The organism is Accumulibacter sp., assembly GCF_023806625.1.
Lineage (GTDB): Bacteria > Pseudomonadota > Gammaproteobacteria > Burkholderiales > Rhodocyclaceae > Accumulibacter.
In genome coordinates this window covers 1-16,711 of record NZ_JAMTDX010000073.1, presented here as the reverse complement: position 1 = coordinate 16,711, position 16,711 = coordinate 1, and the positions used below count along the sequence as shown (strand labels likewise).

Annotated in this window: 12 protein-coding genes, 4 pseudogenes and 1 CRISPR repeat array; of the genes and pseudogenes, 12 read left to right on the top strand and 4 right to left on the bottom strand. The window is 66.7% G+C overall.

Translation table 11 applies throughout. The annotated features are described in order from the left end of the window. Window positions 1-521 (top strand): annotated as a pseudogene (locus NFW05_RS12705) (IS91 family transposase); the annotation flags it as partial. A 198-nt stretch (window positions 522-719) separates the two neighbouring features. After that, a pseudogene (locus NFW05_RS12700) lies at window positions 720-914 on the top strand (MBL fold metallo-hydrolase); the annotation flags it as partial. Window positions 915-1,033: 119 nt separating this feature from the next. Here NFW05_RS12700 and NFW05_RS12695 read toward each other — a convergent pair. The 4 genes and pseudogenes from NFW05_RS12695 to NFW05_RS12680 all read right to left on the bottom strand — a co-directional run. Further along, window positions 1,034-1,714: a PEP-CTERM sorting domain-containing protein gene (locus NFW05_RS12695; RefSeq protein ID WP_295307355.1), complete on the bottom strand. Its 681-nt coding sequence runs from the start codon at window positions 1,712-1,714 to the stop codon at window positions 1,034-1,036. Window positions 1,715-1,859: 145 nt separating this feature from the next. Further along, window positions 1,860-2,504: a DUF4391 domain-containing protein gene (locus NFW05_RS12690; protein ID WP_295307352.1), complete on the bottom strand. Its 645-nt coding sequence runs from the start codon at window positions 2,502-2,504 to the stop codon at window positions 1,860-1,862. 4 nt (window positions 2,505-2,508) lie between these two features. Then, window positions 2,509-2,790, bottom strand: coding sequence for a hypothetical protein (locus NFW05_RS18570; RefSeq protein ID WP_311104719.1), 282 nt, complete (start codon window positions 2,788-2,790; stop codon window positions 2,509-2,511). A 455-nt stretch (window positions 2,791-3,245) separates the two neighbouring features. Further along, window positions 3,246-3,470, bottom strand: a pseudogene (locus NFW05_RS12680) (hypothetical protein); the annotation flags it as partial. Window positions 3,471-4,232: 762 nt separating this feature from the next. Here NFW05_RS12680 and csm6 point away from each other — a divergent pair. The 10 genes and pseudogenes from csm6 to cas6 all read left to right on the top strand — a co-directional run. Next, window positions 4,233-5,414 (top strand): CRISPR-associated ring nuclease Csm6, encoded by a 1,182-nt coding sequence (gene csm6 / locus NFW05_RS12675; protein ID WP_295307350.1) that lies wholly within the window; start codon window positions 4,233-4,235, stop codon window positions 5,412-5,414. Between the two features lie 58 nt (window positions 5,415-5,472). Then, window positions 5,473-6,639 carry a TIGR02221 family CRISPR-associated protein gene (csx2, locus tag NFW05_RS12670; RefSeq protein WP_295307347.1) on the top strand — a complete coding sequence of 389 codons (1,167 nt, stop codon included), beginning with the start codon at window positions 5,473-5,475 and terminating at the stop codon, window positions 6,637-6,639. 250 nt (window positions 6,640-6,889) lie between these two features. Then, complete coding sequence (gene cas10, locus NFW05_RS12665; RefSeq protein ID WP_295307344.1) at window positions 6,890-9,505, top strand: type III-A CRISPR-associated protein Cas10/Csm1; 2,616 nt, start codon at window positions 6,890-6,892, stop codon at window positions 9,503-9,505. Window positions 9,506-9,588: 83 nt separating this feature from the next. Next, window positions 9,589-10,020 carry a type III-A CRISPR-associated protein Csm2 gene (gene csm2 / locus NFW05_RS12660; RefSeq protein ID WP_295307341.1) on the top strand — a complete coding sequence of 144 codons (432 nt, stop codon included), beginning with the start codon at window positions 9,589-9,591 and terminating at the stop codon, window positions 10,018-10,020. Window positions 10,021-10,023: 3 nt separating this feature from the next. Beyond that, complete coding sequence (gene csm3 / locus NFW05_RS12655) at window positions 10,024-10,743, top strand: type III-A CRISPR-associated RAMP protein Csm3 (protein WP_295307338.1); 720 nt, start codon at window positions 10,024-10,026, stop codon at window positions 10,741-10,743. Continuing rightward, entirely contained in the window at window positions 10,743-11,726 is a 984-nt protein-coding gene (locus tag NFW05_RS12650; RefSeq protein WP_295307335.1) for a CRISPR-associated protein Csm7, read from the top strand. Before csm3 ends, NFW05_RS12650 begins: the two co-directional genes overlap by 1 nt. Before the next feature lie 2 nt (window positions 11,727-11,728). After that, a complete protein-coding gene (locus NFW05_RS12645) occupies window positions 11,729-13,393 on the top strand; it encodes an RAMP superfamily CRISPR-associated protein (protein WP_295307333.1) in 1,665 nt (554 codons plus the stop codon). Window positions 13,394-13,421: 28 nt separating this feature from the next. Continuing rightward, complete coding sequence (gene csx16 / locus NFW05_RS12640; protein ID WP_295307330.1) at window positions 13,422-13,736, top strand: CRISPR-associated protein Csx16; 315 nt, start codon at window positions 13,422-13,424, stop codon at window positions 13,734-13,736. Further along, a complete protein-coding gene (gene csx16 / locus NFW05_RS12635) occupies window positions 13,733-15,250 on the top strand; it encodes a CRISPR-associated protein Csx16 (RefSeq protein WP_295307327.1) in 1,518 nt (505 codons plus the stop codon). Before csx16 (NFW05_RS12640) ends, csx16 (NFW05_RS12635) begins: the two co-directional genes overlap by 4 nt. Window positions 15,251-15,252: 2 nt before the next feature. Then, window positions 15,253-16,146, top strand: a pseudogene (gene cas6, locus NFW05_RS18565) (CRISPR system precrRNA processing endoribonuclease RAMP protein Cas6); the annotation flags it as partial. A gap of 101 nt (window positions 16,147-16,247) precedes the next feature. After that, a CRISPR array of direct repeats spans window positions 16,248-16,711; the repeat unit is 36 nt; unit sequence GTAGCAACCCAGCCCTGATTACGAAGGGATTAAGAC.

The window sequence follows — 16,711 nt, the reverse complement described above, 5'->3', positions numbered from 1 at the left end:
TTCCGCCGCCGCGCCGACATCGGCATCGGTACTACGGCGTACTGGCACCCAACGCCCCGCACCGCGCACAGGTCACCGCGCTTGCCGGCATGCCGGACAGTACGCCGCGGTCAGCAGCGACTGACCCAACTGATCCACCTGAACCCATCGCCACGCCCGCTCCGCCAATCAACACGCCGAGCCCCTCGTCCATGGGGACAGGGGAAGCACGAGGAGAAGAGGAAGCGCTCCTGCGTCGCGCCGCCCGCTACGCCTGGGCGCTGTTGCTCGCGCGGATCTATGAGGTCTTTCCGCTCGTCTGCCCGCGCTGGTGCGGCGAGATGCGAATCATCGCCTTCATCACCGACGCCGGCGCCGTGCGCGAGATCCTCTCGCACTTGGGCGAGCCGACGTCACCGCCGCCTATCGCGCCGGCCCGGGGCCCGCCGCTGTGGGAGATGACCGATGCCGAGCAGGGCGAGTTCGACCCGCCAGCTCAACCGGCACCGGACTACCCATTCGATCAGCGCATCGCCTGGTAAAGGCCGCACGAAGACGATCCGATCGGGCTCGTCAGGGACCGCTTGCACCATGGGTCGCCGCGGCGGCCCATGGCCATCCTCGTGCTGCGATTCCGGCGAGGTTTTCAGGCTCCGTCGGCACGCTTTCCCCGAATCACGACTGCTGTCAGAGCCTATCAGAGCCTGGAACACTTGCGGAAGTGGCGTTGGATCTCCTATCCTTCGCTATTTCCGCGGGACCTGGACACCCACCAGACGATGTTCGCGATGGGCGAGGCGATCGCCCATCTGAACCGGCTCGAACGTTCGGGCCGGTTGCTGCGCAGCGAGTCTGCCGATGGCGTGATCCGCTTTGTGCGGACCCCGGCAGCCAAAGAACCCGCAACCGGCGAGCGGGCCGGGGCCCGCGATTGACGCCAGAGTCGCGCCAGCGACTCAACGAACTCCCCTCTCCCCGATCGGGCAGAGGCGCCGGTTGTACGGAAAATGGTGAGGGCGTTCCTCATTGCGCGTGTGTGGGTGCGTCGCGTACCTCAGTTGCGGCGCCTCCGGGCAAGAGGAATCGCGGTCAGAGCCAGCCCGAGCAGCGCCAGCGACGCCGGCTCCGGCGCCTGAGTCGCGGTGCCGTCAAAGCTGATTTCACTGACGAAGACCCAGTAGCCGGGAACCTGGTCCAACTCGATCGTATGCGTCGGGCCAACGAGACTGAGGCCACCCAGCGTCACGGACCCGACCGTGCCGAGGGCTGGGGGAGTGAAGCTCTCGCTGATCCCATCAACGCGGATCGCCGAGGGGGCGATGACGCCGCCCACGTTGCTGTTATCGAGCTGGATGGTGATCGAGTCGATCGATGGATTGCCGGCAAAGTGGAAGGTAATCACCGGGTTCAGAGTTACGGGGCGATACCAGCCGACGTACTCTCCCGTCCCCTGAGCGTTGGACACGTTGTACCACAACGAAGTCGACACGACACCGTCGGTAAGCTTGCCAAGTCCGCCGCTCAAGGCTGCGCCGTCGGTCGTCGTACTGCCGGCTCCGGTATAGTTGCGATCCCAGTAGTTGTAGGTGCCACCCGAGGCCTGCCCGTCGCCGTTGGGCATGTCGTAACTCGTTGGCGCGATCGGCGCGGCAAGCGAAGAGCTTGCCGGCAACAGCATGGCTCCGGCGCAGAACGCGCGGGCAATCAGGGACAAGGTCGCTTTGACGTTTTTCATTGTGGTTCCTTCTCCAGTACGGTAGGGACAGTGGCTGGCGTTCTCCTGCGCGGAACAGGAATACTGGCGCAAAACGCTTTCCAGGGTTTGCGCATATCCACAAGCAGATACCGTGCCAGAGTGGAGAGAACACATCGAATCCTCGCTAAATCAGCAAGCTGGACCGGCTGCGAAGGGGCTGATCCTGGTTCCGGCGGGCCGGCGTTCGCGCGGGGTGTAAAGAACTCCGACATCGGACCGACGGTGCTCGCTCGGGAGCCGGACCGCGTGCAATCCCACCGTCTGGCAAGAGACAGGTGTGGTCGAGCGCGCGCCGATCCGCTCGCCGACTCCCGACGATCAGAGATAACGCGCCGCATCCGCGAAATCGATCCCTTCTATCCTTCGGTTTGCCATCGAGCACCGTGGTCCCCGCCGCGCCCTGCGACCAGCGCTTGTGGGCCAGCGAGAGCGTGAGGACGGTCTCCTCGGCCACCAGCAGGAACACCGGGTAGGGGACGGCGCGATGGATCAGCCCGGCCAGCCGCGCCGTCCTGGCTCCGGCTCGCAGGGCCACCCTCCGCACATTGATCTCCAGGTATTCGCGCACGTCCTCGCGCAAGGCCGGCACGCCGATGGTCGTGGGCTTGAGCGTCGCCAGCCAATGCAGCTCGTGGATGCCCTCCTGGATGCGCCGCTTGTCCGCGGCCGTCGGCGCACCGTGCTCGACCAGCAGCGTCTTGGGCACGCGGCGATCCACCCGTGCGGCGTCGGGGAAGCCGAGGACCTGGACGACGTCATCGACGGTCATCGGCTCACGGTGTGAAGAGTTGGCCCGGGGTGGCCAGCGTCGCCAGCGGCACGGCCTCCACCCGGTCGGCAATGGTGTAGCGCCTGGTTCCCGGATAGACCACGGCGACGCGCTCGAGGCCCAGATCGGCGAGCGCAATCCGGATCGAGGGCCTCATCCGCGGGGCGTCCACGCGCTTGCACTCGACGCCGAACAGCGCGCCACGATGCTGCAGCAGCAGGTCGATTTCGGCGCCCTGATGCGTCGCCCAGAACGCTGCGTCGGTGTGCGGCTCGGTGGCGAGCACCTGCTCGATCGCGAACCCCTCCCACGACGCCCCCAGCTTCGGATGGCGCAGCAGGGCCCCCCCGATGCGCTCTCGAGAATCAGGAAGCGCGCCGGCCCCGGACGCCGGTCGGCGAGCACCCGTAGTAGCGGAAGAAGTTCCGGCGCCCGCTGCACCTCGTCAATGACCACGAGGCCGGTGAGCGGCTCGAGTGCTGTCATCGGCTCCCCAAACAACGCCTGGGTGCGCGGATCCCCCAGATCGAAGTAGTTGGGCGACGCCGAGTCGACGATCTACCGGGCAAGCGTTGTCTTCCCGCACTGTCGCGGCCCGGTCAGGACGACCGATCGGGCGCCGGTTCAGGGCAGCGTGCCGCGCGTCCAGCAGACGGGGGCGGGCGATGATCACGGGCGGCGACGCGACCACGAAAAATGAAACCTACCATTGTCTTTTTCATGGTCACTGCATGACTCACCTCACACGTCCGCCTCGGCCAGCACGACCAGATACGCCACGACCTCGAAGTCGTCGATGCCGGCGAACGCGCCCGCCAGCGCGTGCGTGCCGCCCGGCGTGAACAGGCTGGCGACCGCACGCTCTTCGGTCCTGCCCACCACCGAGCCGACGGCCGCGGCGAGCAGGCGCTGGGCATGGCGCATGTCCTCGCCCTGCCAGGTGGCCTTGTCGAGGCGGGCACAGGCTGCGCGCGTCCCGGTTCACCATGCCGACGATGAACTTCCAGAGCGCCGGGCCGCAGAGGTCGTGGTGCCCGGCAATCCCCCAAGCCGACGTGCGCATTGGGCACGGCGGCAACCAAGACCCGGGGCCCGTCGGGAGGCCTTCGATCGTCGCTTCGCCGCCGGCTTCCGCCGTGTCCTCGTCGATCCTCGGCCAGTGGGTCAGATCGCGATCCATCCGACCAGCGGTGCGCGGGTCGGCCATCTTCTTGAGCTTGCCCGACGGGTCGCCTTCGGGACAGTCTCCATCGCCTGCGCGCGTCGGGTCTTCGTCGGTCGACGACCGGTGCTCGAGCCGCGAGGTGATCGACCGGCCGAGCGGAAACGCTTCGCCGGTGGCGAGATCGGCTTCCGGGGCGATCGGGATCACCTTTCCCCGCCGCCCGGCGAGGGCTGAGGCAGGCTGTCCGAGGCTCCCGGCCGGCCGGCAATGCGCGCCGAAAAAATTCTCCGCGGGCTCGGAAAATGAGCCCTCGGGGGTGCACACTACGCAAACAACGCAACGAGGCCGTCGGCCGGGCCTCTGGCCAACGGCCGAGCGGGCGGGGGAGGGCGGTGCCGCCGCGTCCGGACCCTGCGGCGCGCACCGGCGCCTCTGCCCGATACGCCCGCGGCCCGCGCCGGCCGAATCACCTACCTGCGCCTCACCGCAAGCTTGCGGTCGGCACCAAGCGAGCAGAAAGACCCGAGAATCTCCGCCGTCGATTCACTCAAGGCAGCACGACGATGTTCCTGCAAAGAGAAAACCCCAGCGAGTACCCCAGACGCATCCTCGTCGCGGTCACCGGCCTGTCGCCGCAGATCGTCACCGAGACGCTCTACGCGCTGGCCGTCGCGCCGGAGTCGGGAATGGCCTTCGTCCCCACCGAGATCCACCTGATCACCACGCGCAGCGGCGCCGAGAAGGCGCGCCTCGCGCTGCTCTCCGACGACCCCGGCTGGTTCCACCATTTCTGCCGCGACTACGCGCTACCGCCGATCGCCTTTTCCCCGGCGAACATCCACGTCCTGCAGGACGCTCAGGGCCGCCCGCTCGACGACATCCGCTCGCCCGACGACAACCGTCACGCGGCGGACGGGATCACCGAGATCATCCGCGAATTCACCGCCGACCCGGACAGCGCGCTGCACGTCTCGATCGCCGGCGGGCGCAAGACGATGGGCTTCTTTCTCGGCTACGCGCTTTCGCTCTACGGCCGCCCGCAGGACCAGCTCTCGCACGTCCTGGTCTCCGAGCCTTTCGAATCGAGCGGCGGCTTCTACTACCCGACGCCGGTCAGCCGCGTTCTCGAATTGCCCGGCGGCCGGCTCGTCGACAGCGCCAGCGCGCAGGTCACCCTTGCCGAACTGCCTTTCGTCAGCCTGCGCCACGGCCTGCCCGAAGCGCTGCTGACCGGCCGCGCCAGTTACAACGAGACCGTCGAGGCGGCGCGGCTCGGCCTCGCGCCGCCGGAACTGCATATCGACCTCGGCGGCAGGCGGATCCGCGCGGGCGGCAGGGCGATCGCTCTGCCGCCGGCCGAACTCGGCCTGCTCAGCGTCTTCGCGCGCCGCGCGCTGAACGGCGAACCGCCGCTGCAGGCGCCGTCCAAGGAGTCTCCCGATCTCGCCTGGAAGAGGCGCTACCTGGTCGAGATGCGCTGGATCGACGGCCCGCTCGGCGATCGCGACAACACCGAGCGCGCGCTCAGGGATGGTATGGACGGCAGCTACTTCTCGACGCATCTCTCGAAGCTCCGGAAGATCCTCAAGCACCAGCTCGGCCCGGCCGCCGCGCCGTACCTGATCAGCGACGGCGGCAGCCGCCCGCGGCGCTACCACCTCGAACTGCGACCCGACGCCATCTGCTACGGCGTGGTCGACGAGCCGGCAGGGCAGTCCGCCGCCGGAACTGCGAACTCAAGGTGAGGCGCAGCGCGCGTCGCGCGCAACACCTCGTGCCCACCCACTGGCGAGACCAAACGAAATGAGCACACTGATCAGCTTTCTTGGCAAGGGGATGGACCCGAAGACGGGCTACCGTACCGCCACCTATCGCTTCGACGATGGTTTCTCGCGCACCGTCCCGTTCTTCGGTCTCGCGCTGACCGAGTATCTCAAGCCCGAGCGGCTGATCCTGCTCGGTACCGCCGGGAGCATGTGGGACGTCTTCTTCGAAGGCGAGGGGCTCGGCGACGACGCGCAGTTCGAACTGATGGCGGCGATCGAATCCGGCGCCGTCAGCGACGCGCTGCTCGACTTTCCCAGACGGCGGCTGGCCGACCGGCTCGGAATCTCGGTCAGTTGCCTGCTGATCCCCTACGCGACGGATGAAGCCGAACAGGCCGCGATCCTCCACCGCCTCGCCGAAATCGTCGAGCCGGGCGAGAGCCTGTGCATCGACGTGACGCACGCCTTCCGCCACCTGCCGATGCTCGCCCTGGTCGCCGCGCGCTACCTCGCCCGCGTCGCCGCCGTGAAGGTCGAGGAACTCTACTACGGCGCGCTCCAGATGACCCGGCCGGCCGGCGAAACGCCCGTGCTGCGCCTCGGCGGCCTGCTCCGGATGCTCGACTGGGTCGATGCACTGGCGACCTACGAGAAGGACGGCGACTACGCGCCGTTCGCGCGGCTGCTCACCGAAGACGGAATGGAACGTACTCGCGGCGAGTTGCTCGCCCGCGCCGGGTACTTCGAGCGGACGAGCAATCCCGTCCGGGCGCGCGAGACGCTGACCAGCGTCTTTCCCTCGGTCGAAGCGCATCGCGGCCTGCTCGGCAGCCTTTTCGTCGAGACGCTGAAGCAGCGGATCGGCTGGTTTCGCGGCCGAAGCCGCGATGAATGGGAGCTGTCGCTCGCCGACGCGTACTTCGAGCGCCGCGACTACCTGCGTTCGGCGACCTTCCTCTACGAAGCCTTTGTCACCCGCGCCTGCAACGACCGGCGCGGCAACCCGAACGACTTCGACCAGCGCAGCGAAGCGTACGCCGCCGCACGCGAAGAAACCCCAGCCGTCAAGCGACTCGAATACCTGCGCAACGCCCTGGCCCATGGCGTACGGCCGCGCGCGTCGGAGGACGTCCGGACTCTCGACGAAGAGGCACGCCTGCAGGCCACGCTGAAATCGCTGCGCAGGGAACTCTTCGGGCAATAGAGAACGGGGATCGTCCGGCCATGCCACTCTTCGTGCGCTGCGCTCGTGTCGCACTCGGCAGCTCATTCGACCGCGTTGCCCACATCGCCCGTCGCGGTCGGCGATCGCAAGCTTGCCGAGCCGCGGAAGCACGGCTCAGTGCTGTATTCTCTGCGTCGCTGGCGCGACTCTTCCCGGCTCCGGGGCTGCCGTGCCGAGTTCGCGCCATCTGGCGATCGAGGATGCGGACCAACCGAATGGAAACCAAGTCATGAACCATCACAACGACCTGCTCGACCGGGGGTGCCGCGTCGCCTTCGCGGCCCTTCTGCATGATCTGGGCAAGTTCGCCGAGCGCGCGGGGATCCAGGAGATCGACCGCGAGCGCCTGGACGCGCACGTGACCAATTACTGCCCGTTTCGTGATCACAAGTACCACACCCATCGACATGCCGCCTGGACGGCGCTGATGTTCGAGGCGGTGGAGGGCAGCGCTCCTGACCTGACGACGGGTGACGTGAGTCCTTTCGCCAGCCGCACCGGCGGCGTCGAGATCACCGATTCGCTGGTCAACGCCGCCGCCATGCACCACCGGCCGCAGACCTTCCTGCAGTGGATCATCGCCACGGCCGACCGGGTCGCCTCGGGTTTCGAGCGCCAGGAATTCGAGACCTACAACGCCGGCCAAGACCGGACCGACACCGGTCGCAACCACTATCAGGCGCGGCAGTTGACGCTGTTCGAGCAGATCCGGCTTGCTCACCCGCCGGCCAAGGGCTTCAAGGTTGGCGACCTGCAATGGAGGTATCCGTTGCGCGCGCTGTCGCCCGAGTGGCTCTTTCCCGTTGCACGGAAGGGTTACGAACCCGAAACGGACGCTCCCGCGCAGGCCGAGTACCAGCAGCTTTGGCAGGGATTCCTGCACGCCCTGGAAGCCATCCCGCGCGGCCACCGCAGCCAGTGGCCGCTGTGGCTCGACCACTTCGACACCGCGTGGCAGACCTTCACGCACGCGATTCCGGCGGCAACGGCATTCGGTGTCAAGCCGGACGTCTCGCTGTACGACCATAGCAAGGCGACGGCGGCGCTGGCCACTGCGCTCTGGCGCTGGCACGACGAGTGTGGTCGGTCGGACGCCGCCGCCGTGCAGGCGCTGGCCAGCCGGGAGGATTGGGACGCGCAGAAGCTGCTGCTGATTCAGGGCGACTTCTTCGGCATTCAGCAGTTCATCTTCGCCGACGGCGCACAGACCAACCGCAACGCGGCGCGACTGCTGCGTGGCCGCTCTTTCCAGGTCTCGTTGTTCACCGAACTCGCCGCGCTGAAGGTGCTCGAAGCATGCGCCCTGCCGTCGACCTCCCAGATCACCAACGCCGCCGGGAAATTCCTGATCGTTGCTCCGAACACCGACGAGGTTCGCGCAGGCGTGCAGGCGACGGGGCGGGAACTCAACGGATGGTTTCTCGAACACAGTTTCGGACTGGCCGGCCTCGGACTCGTCGCCCGGCCAGCGAGCTGCAACGACCTGCTCAAGGGGCGCTTCCGCACTCTGGTCGATGGGTTGTTCGCCGACCTCGAAGCGGCCAAGCTGCATCGGTTCGACCTGGTCGGCGACGCGCCGCGAGTCTTCCCCGTCGGTTACCCGAATGGCCCGTGCCCGTACAACGACCACCTGCCGGCCGACGAAAAAGGCTCAGCGCGCCTCTCGCGCGACCAGATCGCCCTCGGTACCCAGATTGCCCGCCAGGCCCGGCTGCTGGTCGTCGATACCGAGAGCAGCGGCCTGCATTCGGGCGGAGTCGTCCCGCTGGAGACAGCGATCTTCGGCTACCGGGTCGCGTTCACCGGCGACGAAGAGATCAGCGGCCGCTTTGCCGCGCTCGCCGGATCGGGCGGCCTTCGCCGCTGCTGGGACTTCAGCCTGCCGGAGCGCCTCGACGAAACCCTGTGGAACGGCTACGCGAGGCGCGCGGTGAACGCCTACGTGCCGCGCTTCGACGAAGTCGACGACTGGACCCTGGACAAGTATCGGGGAGAAACGGGCGCCGACGACGACACGGGGGTCGAGCGTGGCGCTGGCAAGACGCTGAACCACATCGCCTGCGAGGACCGGCAGTTGCGCGCCGACCAGCGCGGCTGGGTCGGCCAGTGTGCGCTGATGACGCTCAAGGGCGACGTCGACGATCTCGGGCAGATTTTCCGTGAGGGCCTCGCCGCGCCGACCTTTGCCCGGATGGCGGCGCTGTCGCGGCAGATGAACGCCTTCTTTGCCGTCTGGCTGCCGGCGTACTGCGCCAGGCACCATCCCGAGACCTACACGGTCTTTGCCGGTGGCGACGACTTCTTCCTGATCGGCCCGTGGCTCAGCACCCAGCGCCTCGCTGCCGCGATGGCCGAGAAGTTCCGCGGCTACGTCGCCGAGAACCCGGAGATTCATTTCTCGGCGGGCATGGTGATGAGCAAGCCGGGGTTGCCGATCCACACGCTGGCGAGTCAGGCCGAAGAGGCGCTCGACTCGGCCAAGAGCAACGGCAAGAACGGGATCACCGTTTTCGGCGAGCGCATTCCCTGGGCCGACTGGCCGGCAGTCAGCGCGGCCGAGAAGGAACTCGAACAACTGGCTGCCGACTACGGGCTGAGTGCCGGCTACCTCTATGGCCTGCTGCAACTGATCCGCCTCGCCGGTGATCGCAAGAATCCCGAATCGAGCATCTGGCGCAGCCGCTTTGCCTACCGCACTCGGCGCTACGTCGTCGACAAGCTGCGGCCGACCGAGCGACAAAGCGCCCAGGCGCGACTCGCCGGCGCCATCGGCGAAAGGGGGATCGCCCGTCTGGGCGGTGCCTATCGCGTGCCGCTCTTCAACCACTTCTACAAACAACGCTAAGCGAGGGAAAGATGAGCAACGGACCCCACCCAGGCAGCGGTTCGCGTACGCCGGACACCAGGTCTCCATACAACGCAAGGCCGATGCAGACGCCCGCACCGACGATCGACCTCAGCGACATCAGGTTCGGCGCCGATCTCAAGGAACTGACCTTTGCCGACGTCGCTCAGGACAAGGCGAGAGTCGTCGCCGAGACGGGCGCCGGGGAGAGGAACAAGTCCACCCAACTGCGCAAGTTCTACGATGAACTGGTGATGTGGCACGAAAAAGTCAATCTCGCGCGGAGCGACGCGGAGCGTACGGAGCGTTACCGCGAGGCAGCGCCGTTCATCAAGATGATGATCGCCAAGGTCACCTATGCGCGTGGTCGGAAGCACGTCGACGATTGCTTCGAAAAGCTCTTCACGCATGTCGTCCGTCAGATTCGCTGCCCGACGACACTCAAGCACGCGAAGCTGTTCATGGAAGCCTTCATGGGCTTCTACAAGGCCGAAGAAAAGACGAAGGAGAAGTGAGCCATGCCACAACTGACCGCTATCACCACCATCGAAGCCCGGCTCGAGCTGCTCACCGGCCTGCGCATCGGCGCCGGCGACGCCGAGATGCAGATCGGCGGCGTCGACAACACGGTGATCAAGCATCCGATTACCCAGTCGCCGTACATTCCCGGATCGAGCCTCAAGGGCAAGATGCGCAGCCTGCTCGAGTGGCGAAGCGGCGCGGTCCAGGAAGCGCCGCTCGACAAACGGGCGCATGACACTGCCGCTGGCGCTGTGCGGGCCGAAGTCCGGCGCATCCTGCAGCTCTTTGGCACTGGTGGCGGCGAGTTCAAGGACGACCCGGCATTTGCCGCCGAAATCGGGCCGTCGCGGCTGGCGTTCTGGGACTGTGCGCTCTGTCCGCAGTGGGAGCAGGACGTTCGCGGCAACAACCAGTCGCTGGTCGAGGTCAAGAGCGAAAACCGCATCAACCGCATCTCCGGCGTGGCCGAGCACCCGCGCAACACCGAACGCGTACCGTCGGGCGCCAGCTTCGACTTTCGCCTGTCGGTCAAACGGCTCGCCGGCGACGGAGAAGACCTGCTGAACATGGTTCTCCAGGGTCTCAAACTGATCGAGTTCGACAGCCTCGGCGGATCGGGCTCGCGCGGCTACGGCAAGGTGCGCTTCACTCAGGTGCGCATCGACGGCGAGGAAGCGCAGGAGCGCTTCGACCAGGTCAAGCCTTTTGCCCGCTGATGAAAACCTCTCGCTTTACCCTCCAACCGCGATCGGCCTTCGGCACGCCACTGGCCGGTGACACGCTGTTCGGCCAACTGTGCTGGACCTTGCGTCGGCAACTCGGCAACGAGCGGCTGAATCGTCTGCTCGAAGGCTATGTCGCGGGCAATCCCTTTGCCGTCGTCTCGGATGCGCTGCCCTTCGGCTATCTGCCGCTGCCGACCTTGCCGTCCTCGTATTGGAGCACGGCAACCGACGGTGCGGTTCCCGACCGCAAGGCGCTGAAGAAGAAATGCTGGCTGCGCATCGACGACCTCGGCCGCCCGCTCGCCGATTGGCAGCGGCTTGCCCACAGCGAGGCCGAGGCCGCGCAGACGATCGTCGGCGAGAAGAGCAGCGCGCCGACCGAGCGCGCGCAGCCGCACAACACGATCAACCGGCAGACCGGCACCACCGGAACCGGGGCGTTCGCCCCCTATACGCAGGCGCAGCAATGGTTCCACCCCGGGATGCGCTTCCACGTCTATGTCGTTTTCGACGCCGCCCGGCTGACTGCGGGCGAACTGCAGGCGGCCCTGACCGCCATCGGCGAGGCCGGCTACGGGCGCGACGCGAGCATCGGTCTCGGCAAGTTCAGCCTGTCAGCGGAGGTCGAAGAGGAACCGCTCGCCGCCCTGCACGACCGGCAAGCGAACGCCTGGCTGGCGCTCGGTCCGGTCGCGCCGCAGGGGCTCGGCTACTCTCCGCTACAGAGCCATTACCAGCCGCTGACCCGCTTCGGTCGCCACGGCGACGTTGCCGTGCATAGCGGCAACCCGTTCAAGCGCCCCGTTCTGCTTGCCCGCGGCGGCAGCGTCTTCGCTCCCGAACGTCCGACCGCCTTTCACGAGGCCTGGATTGGCCAGGGACTGAGCGGCGTCTCCGACGTGCTGCCCGAAACCGTGCACCAGGGCTACGCGCCCGCCGTGGGCATCCGCCTGCCGACCACCGGAAATTGCTGACCATGGACTTCCTGCACACTGCCCGCCTCGTGCTGACCCCGCTGTCGCCGATCCATGTCGGTTGCGGGGAGGACTTCGATCCGACCAACTACCTGATCGAAGGACAGACCTTGTTCGGCTTCGATCCCGGTTGCGCGCGTCTCCCTGAAAAAGAGGCCGGGCAACTCGGCCAGCTCGGCGACAGGGCCGATCTGCTCGGCATCCAGCGCTTCTTCCGTGAACAGCGCGAGCACTTCCTGCCGCATGCGCAGGTCCTCATCCCGGTCGCCGCCGGCGTGGCCGCCGAGTACGAACAGAGCATCGGCCGAGTGGCCAATCGCGAAGCGAACGGCAACTGGGTGTTCAACAGGTTGTTCATCGAACGTGCGAGCCACACCAATGGCCAGCCGTACATCCCGGGAAGCAGTCTCAAGGGCGCGCTGCGCACGGCGATCGTCGACCGCCTGAACGGCGGGAAGTTTCCCTTGCCCGACGAGCGTGGTTTCCGGGGAAATACCTGGGACAGCACGAAGATCGAAGCGCGTCTGTTGAAGGGCGACTTCGCGACCAGTCCCTTGCGCCTCGTCAAGCCGGCCGACCTGATGCCGGCGGGCGAGGTCGCCCGGCAGATCGTCTACGCCGTCAATCAAATGAAGGAGCTCGTGCGCGACAGGGAGGGAAACGAAAAACAGGCGCGCGGACCCACGAACCGCAAGGAATGCATCTCGCCCGGTCAGTACCGGGCCTTCGCCGGCAGCGTCACGGTGCACGATCTCGGCGCGCACGGCGATCAAAAGACGACTCCCGAGAACGGCCTGCGGCCACGCTCGCTGGCCAGCATCGCCCGGGATGTCCATGGCTACCACGAGAAGCGGCTGCACAAGGAACTGCAGATCCTCGACGAGCGCGGCTTCGTCGATCCCGACTGGAAGCGCTTCATCGAGCACTTGCTGGCCGGTGAGCTGTGTGCTCGGCTCGCCGCGGGCCGCGCGTTTCTCGTGCGCCTCGGTCGCTACGGCGGCGCCGAAAGCAAGACCCTCTCCGGCGAAGGCGTCGCGCAGATCAAGATCCTGCAGGGGAAAGGGCCCGACGGCCGGCAGCGCCAACCGCTGGTCCAAGGCGAGAGCAAGACCGTATGGCTGGCGGCTCAGCACAAGGATGATCGCAAGCATCTGCTCCCCTTCGGCTGGGCGTTGGTCGAGATCGACCCGCAGCAAGACCTCGTCGACCTGCGGGCGTGGTGCCACCGTCAAGTCAGCACACGGCCCGACATGCAGGCGATCCGCGCCCGCTTCGCCGAAGCCCGCGCCGCTGCCGAGCAGCGCGCCGCGACCCAGAGAGCGGCCAAGGAGGCCGCGCGCGCGGCCGAAGAGGCGCGTCAGGGCGAGGAAGCCGAGCGCGAGCGGCGCAAGGCCAGCCTGAGCCCGGCCATGCAGAGGATCGAAGGATTCGTCGACGACTGCCGCAAACGCGCCGACCAACTGCGCGGCGGCAAGGACAAGCCGCATACCGCCTATCACGGCAAAGCCAAGGAACTGGCCGAAGAGGCGGCCGGCTGGGCGCCCGCCGACAGGGAGGCCGTTGCCCAAGCCATCGAAGAGTGGCTGCCCAGGGTCGTCAGCATCGAGGCCAAGACTCTGCGCAAGGCCCCGTGGTTCGCTGCCCTGCGCGCTGCGGCACAGGGCTGAACTGGCCAGACCGAGGAGCCAACCGATCATGACCACCTGGTTCATCACCCGGCACCCCGGTGCCCGCGAATGGGCGCAGAGCGCCGGGCTGCTCATCGACCGCCACTGTACCCACCTCGATCCGTCCGAGGTGCGGGCAGGCGACACGGTGATCGGAACGCTCCCGGTCCATCTGGCCGCCGCCGTCTGTCAGCGGGGTGCCCGCTACCTGCATCTCTCGCTCGACGTCCCGGAGCATGCCCGCGGCCAGGAACTCGACGCCGACGGCCTGCGCGCGTGCAACCCGCGTCTCGAAGCGTACGCAATCGACCGCAGGCCGGCCGGCGAAGCGGAGGCCGCGTGACCACCACCTTCGTTACTCGACACGCCGGCGCGATCGACTGGGCGCGCGAAGCAAACCTGCTTCCCGAGGGCTGCGTCGTCGTCAGCAGCTTCGACGCCGAGCGTGTCCAGCCCGGCGACCTGGTCATCGGCACGCTGCCGGCGCAGGTCGCCGCGCGCATCTGCGAACGCGGCGGGCGTTACCAGCACCTGACGATCGACCTGCCGGAGAACCTCCGGGGCAGCGAGCTGACTGCCGCGCAGATGCGCGCGTGCCGGGCGCGGCTCGAGGAATTCGACATCCAGCGCAGCACGCTGCGCCCGCGGAGCAGCGCACACCCGGCGCGCAACGTCCATGTCGTACTCGCCAGCGGCGAAAACCTGCCGAACCTGATTCCTGCGCTGGCCAGCGCGATGAAGGCGCAGCAGGTCGTCATTCTGGCCAGCAGGGCGATGGCCCGGAACGCGGTGACGTTGCGCCACGGACTCCTGCGCGCGGGTCTCGATGAGCACAGCGTGCGCATTTACCCAGAGGATTGCCCGGACCACGACCTGAAGACCCTCCTGTGCTGGGCACGCGAACGCGCCGGCGAACTCCATGCGGAATACCCGACCGATCGGTTAATCCTCAACCTCACCGGCGGCAACAAGCTGATGACCGTCGCTTTCCAGCAGGCCTTCCGGGTGTTTGCCGAGATCATCTACTGCGACACCGAGAGGGACCGCATCGACTATTTCCATCCGCTTGCGCGCACGCCCGAGAAACTGCCGGTCGATCTGCTCCGTATCGACTCGTACCTGGCGGTCCAGGGCTACAGGCTTCGCCACGAGGAGCCCGACGCGATCGGCATCGAGCAGCGCGCCGAACTGACCCGCCAACTGGTCAGCCACGCGCCAGCGGTTCAGAAGCTGTTCGGAGAACTGAACTTTGCGGCGAGCCGCTACCGGCAATGCCGACCGCTCGACGCCCGCGTACCGTCCCAGCCTGCCGGCCCCGCGAAAGAGATCGTCGACCGGATGGTCGAGCTGAAGCTCCTCGATCCCGCCGACAATCACGTGCGGGTGGCCAGCGAGTGTGCGAGCGGCTATCTGGGTGGCGGCTGGCTCGAGGAATGGTGCTGGCTGGCTGGCAAGGAGCTCGAACAGGGCGAGAAGGGCAGGCGCCTGCATCGCACCCGTTGGGGCATCAACCTGAAGATCGATCCGTGGGATGGCTCCTCCGTCCAGGCGGGCGACGCGTACCCGCTGAATGAACTCGACGCCGCTTTCGTTCACCGCAACCGAATGCTGCTCATCGAATGCAAGAGCGGTCAGCAGGTTTCCGACCCCGGCGAGGGCCAGGACATCCTGAACAAGCTCGAAGCGCTCGGCAAGCACGTCGGCGGCCGCCTCGACACGAAATGGCTGCTCAGCGCACGGCGCATCGACAGCGGGAAGCAGGTCTGGCAGCGTGCGCAGAAGTACGGGATACGAATCGTTCCCCCTGAGGACCTGGGAAACCTGAAAGCGGAAGTTCTGACCTGGATGACCACCTGAACATGCTGCCCATAGCCCGTTACCGTTATCGCTTCGTCGCGCTGACCCCGGTCCAGTTTCCCGACTGGTCGGGCTCCGCGCTGCGCGGCGCGTTTGGCCACTCGCTGCGCCGCCTCGCGTGCATGACCAGAGCGAAGGAATGCAGCGGCTGCCCGTTGCTCGAAACCTGCCCATACCCGGCGGTGTTTGCGCCGCCTCCGACCGCCGACACGCTGCACCGGCTGACGCAGGCTCCCGCGCCGTACGTCATCGAACCCGAATGCTGGGGCGCCCGGCGAATCGAACCGGGGGAGGGCTGGCATTTCGACCTCGTTCTCTTCGGACGCGCGCTACGCGAACTGCCGATCATCACCTACGCCTGGCGGCAGGCGGCCAGACGCGGCCTCGGGGCTGGCGATGGGCAATCCGACCTCGAATCGGTCGAACACCTGTTGCCCGATGGCTCTTCCGAGCCCGTTCTGACCGCCCCCGAGGGGCGGATCCTCGAACACCAGCCGACGATCCCGGATCACTTGCCAACCGAATGCCGCCGCCTGAGCATCCGCCTGACGACTCCGCTCCGCCTCCAGGACAATGGTCGCGCGGTACCCCCGGACCGGCTCACCCCGGACCGTTTGCTCATCGCCGCGGTTCGTCGCGTGAGTCTGATGGGCCGCTGTCACGGCGCTGGCGCGCCGGACTGGGACTTCGCGGAGCTGGCGCGGTTGGCCAAGGATGTCACCGGAACGAAGGCGCTCACCTGGCGCGACTGGACGCGCCGCTCGGCGCGGCAGCAGCAGACCATGACCCTTGGCGGGGTCGTTGGGGTGTGGCGGCTCGAGGGCAATCTCACCCCGTTCATCCCCGCGCTGAAGATCGGTCAATGGCTGCACATCGGCAAGGAGACGGTTTTTGGTCTTGGCCGCTACCAGTTGGACGACATCTTCTCCGGTCCGCCCGAGCAGCGGGAACCGGTTCCCGAAGGCGCTGATTTACCGGAAGAACTCGACGCACCGCAGTAGCAACCCAGCCCTGATTACGAAGGGATTAAGACGCAAGGTTTCGATTTCGTTTGCAATACATTGCGTCGTAGCAACCCAGCCCTGATTACGAAGGGATTAAGACTCAAATTTCAAGACATCTTCGGCGCTTGCCTCTGTAGCAACCCAGCCCTGATTACGAAGGGATTAAGACTTTGGCAATGTCATGGTCAGTGACTTGAAAAACCCATCGTAGCAACCCAGCCCTGATTACGAAGGGATTAAGACTGCCCATGCATGGGCGGATGCCGCGGCTGCGGCTTTGTAGCAACCCAGCCCTGATTACGAAGGGATTAAGACATACTTCCTCGGAACAAGCTGCTTCAATCTCTGTTGTAGCAACCCAGCCCTGATTACGAAGGGATTAAGACTCCCCGATCGTGACTTTGATCGACTTGCTCATTTTGTAGCAACCCAGCCCTGATTACGAAGGGATTAAGAC

Coding starts and splice junctions, on each gene's coding strand:
- csm6 (WP_295307350.1), top strand. CDS start 4,233: ATGTTCCTGCAAAGAGAAAACCCCAGCGAGTACCCCAGACGCATCCTC.
- NFW05_RS12695 (WP_295307355.1), bottom strand. CDS start 1,714: ATGAAAAACGTCAAAGCGACCTTGTCCCTGATTGCCCGCGCGTTCTGC.
- NFW05_RS12650 (WP_295307335.1), top strand. CDS start 10,743: ATGAAAACCTCTCGCTTTACCCTCCAACCGCGATCGGCCTTCGGCACG.
- cas10 (WP_295307344.1), top strand. CDS start 6,890: ATGAACCATCACAACGACCTGCTCGACCGGGGGTGCCGCGTCGCCTTC.
- NFW05_RS12690 (WP_295307352.1), bottom strand. CDS start 2,504: ATGACCGTCGATGACGTCGTCCAGGTCCTCGGCTTCCCCGACGCCGCA.
- csx2 (WP_295307347.1), top strand. CDS start 5,473: ATGAGCACACTGATCAGCTTTCTTGGCAAGGGGATGGACCCGAAGACG.
- csm3 (WP_295307338.1), top strand. CDS start 10,024: ATGCCACAACTGACCGCTATCACCACCATCGAAGCCCGGCTCGAGCTG.
- NFW05_RS12645 (WP_295307333.1), top strand. CDS start 11,729: ATGGACTTCCTGCACACTGCCCGCCTCGTGCTGACCCCGCTGTCGCCG.
- csm2 (WP_295307341.1), top strand. CDS start 9,589: ATGCAGACGCCCGCACCGACGATCGACCTCAGCGACATCAGGTTCGGC.
- csx16 (WP_295307330.1), top strand. CDS start 13,422: ATGACCACCTGGTTCATCACCCGGCACCCCGGTGCCCGCGAATGGGCG.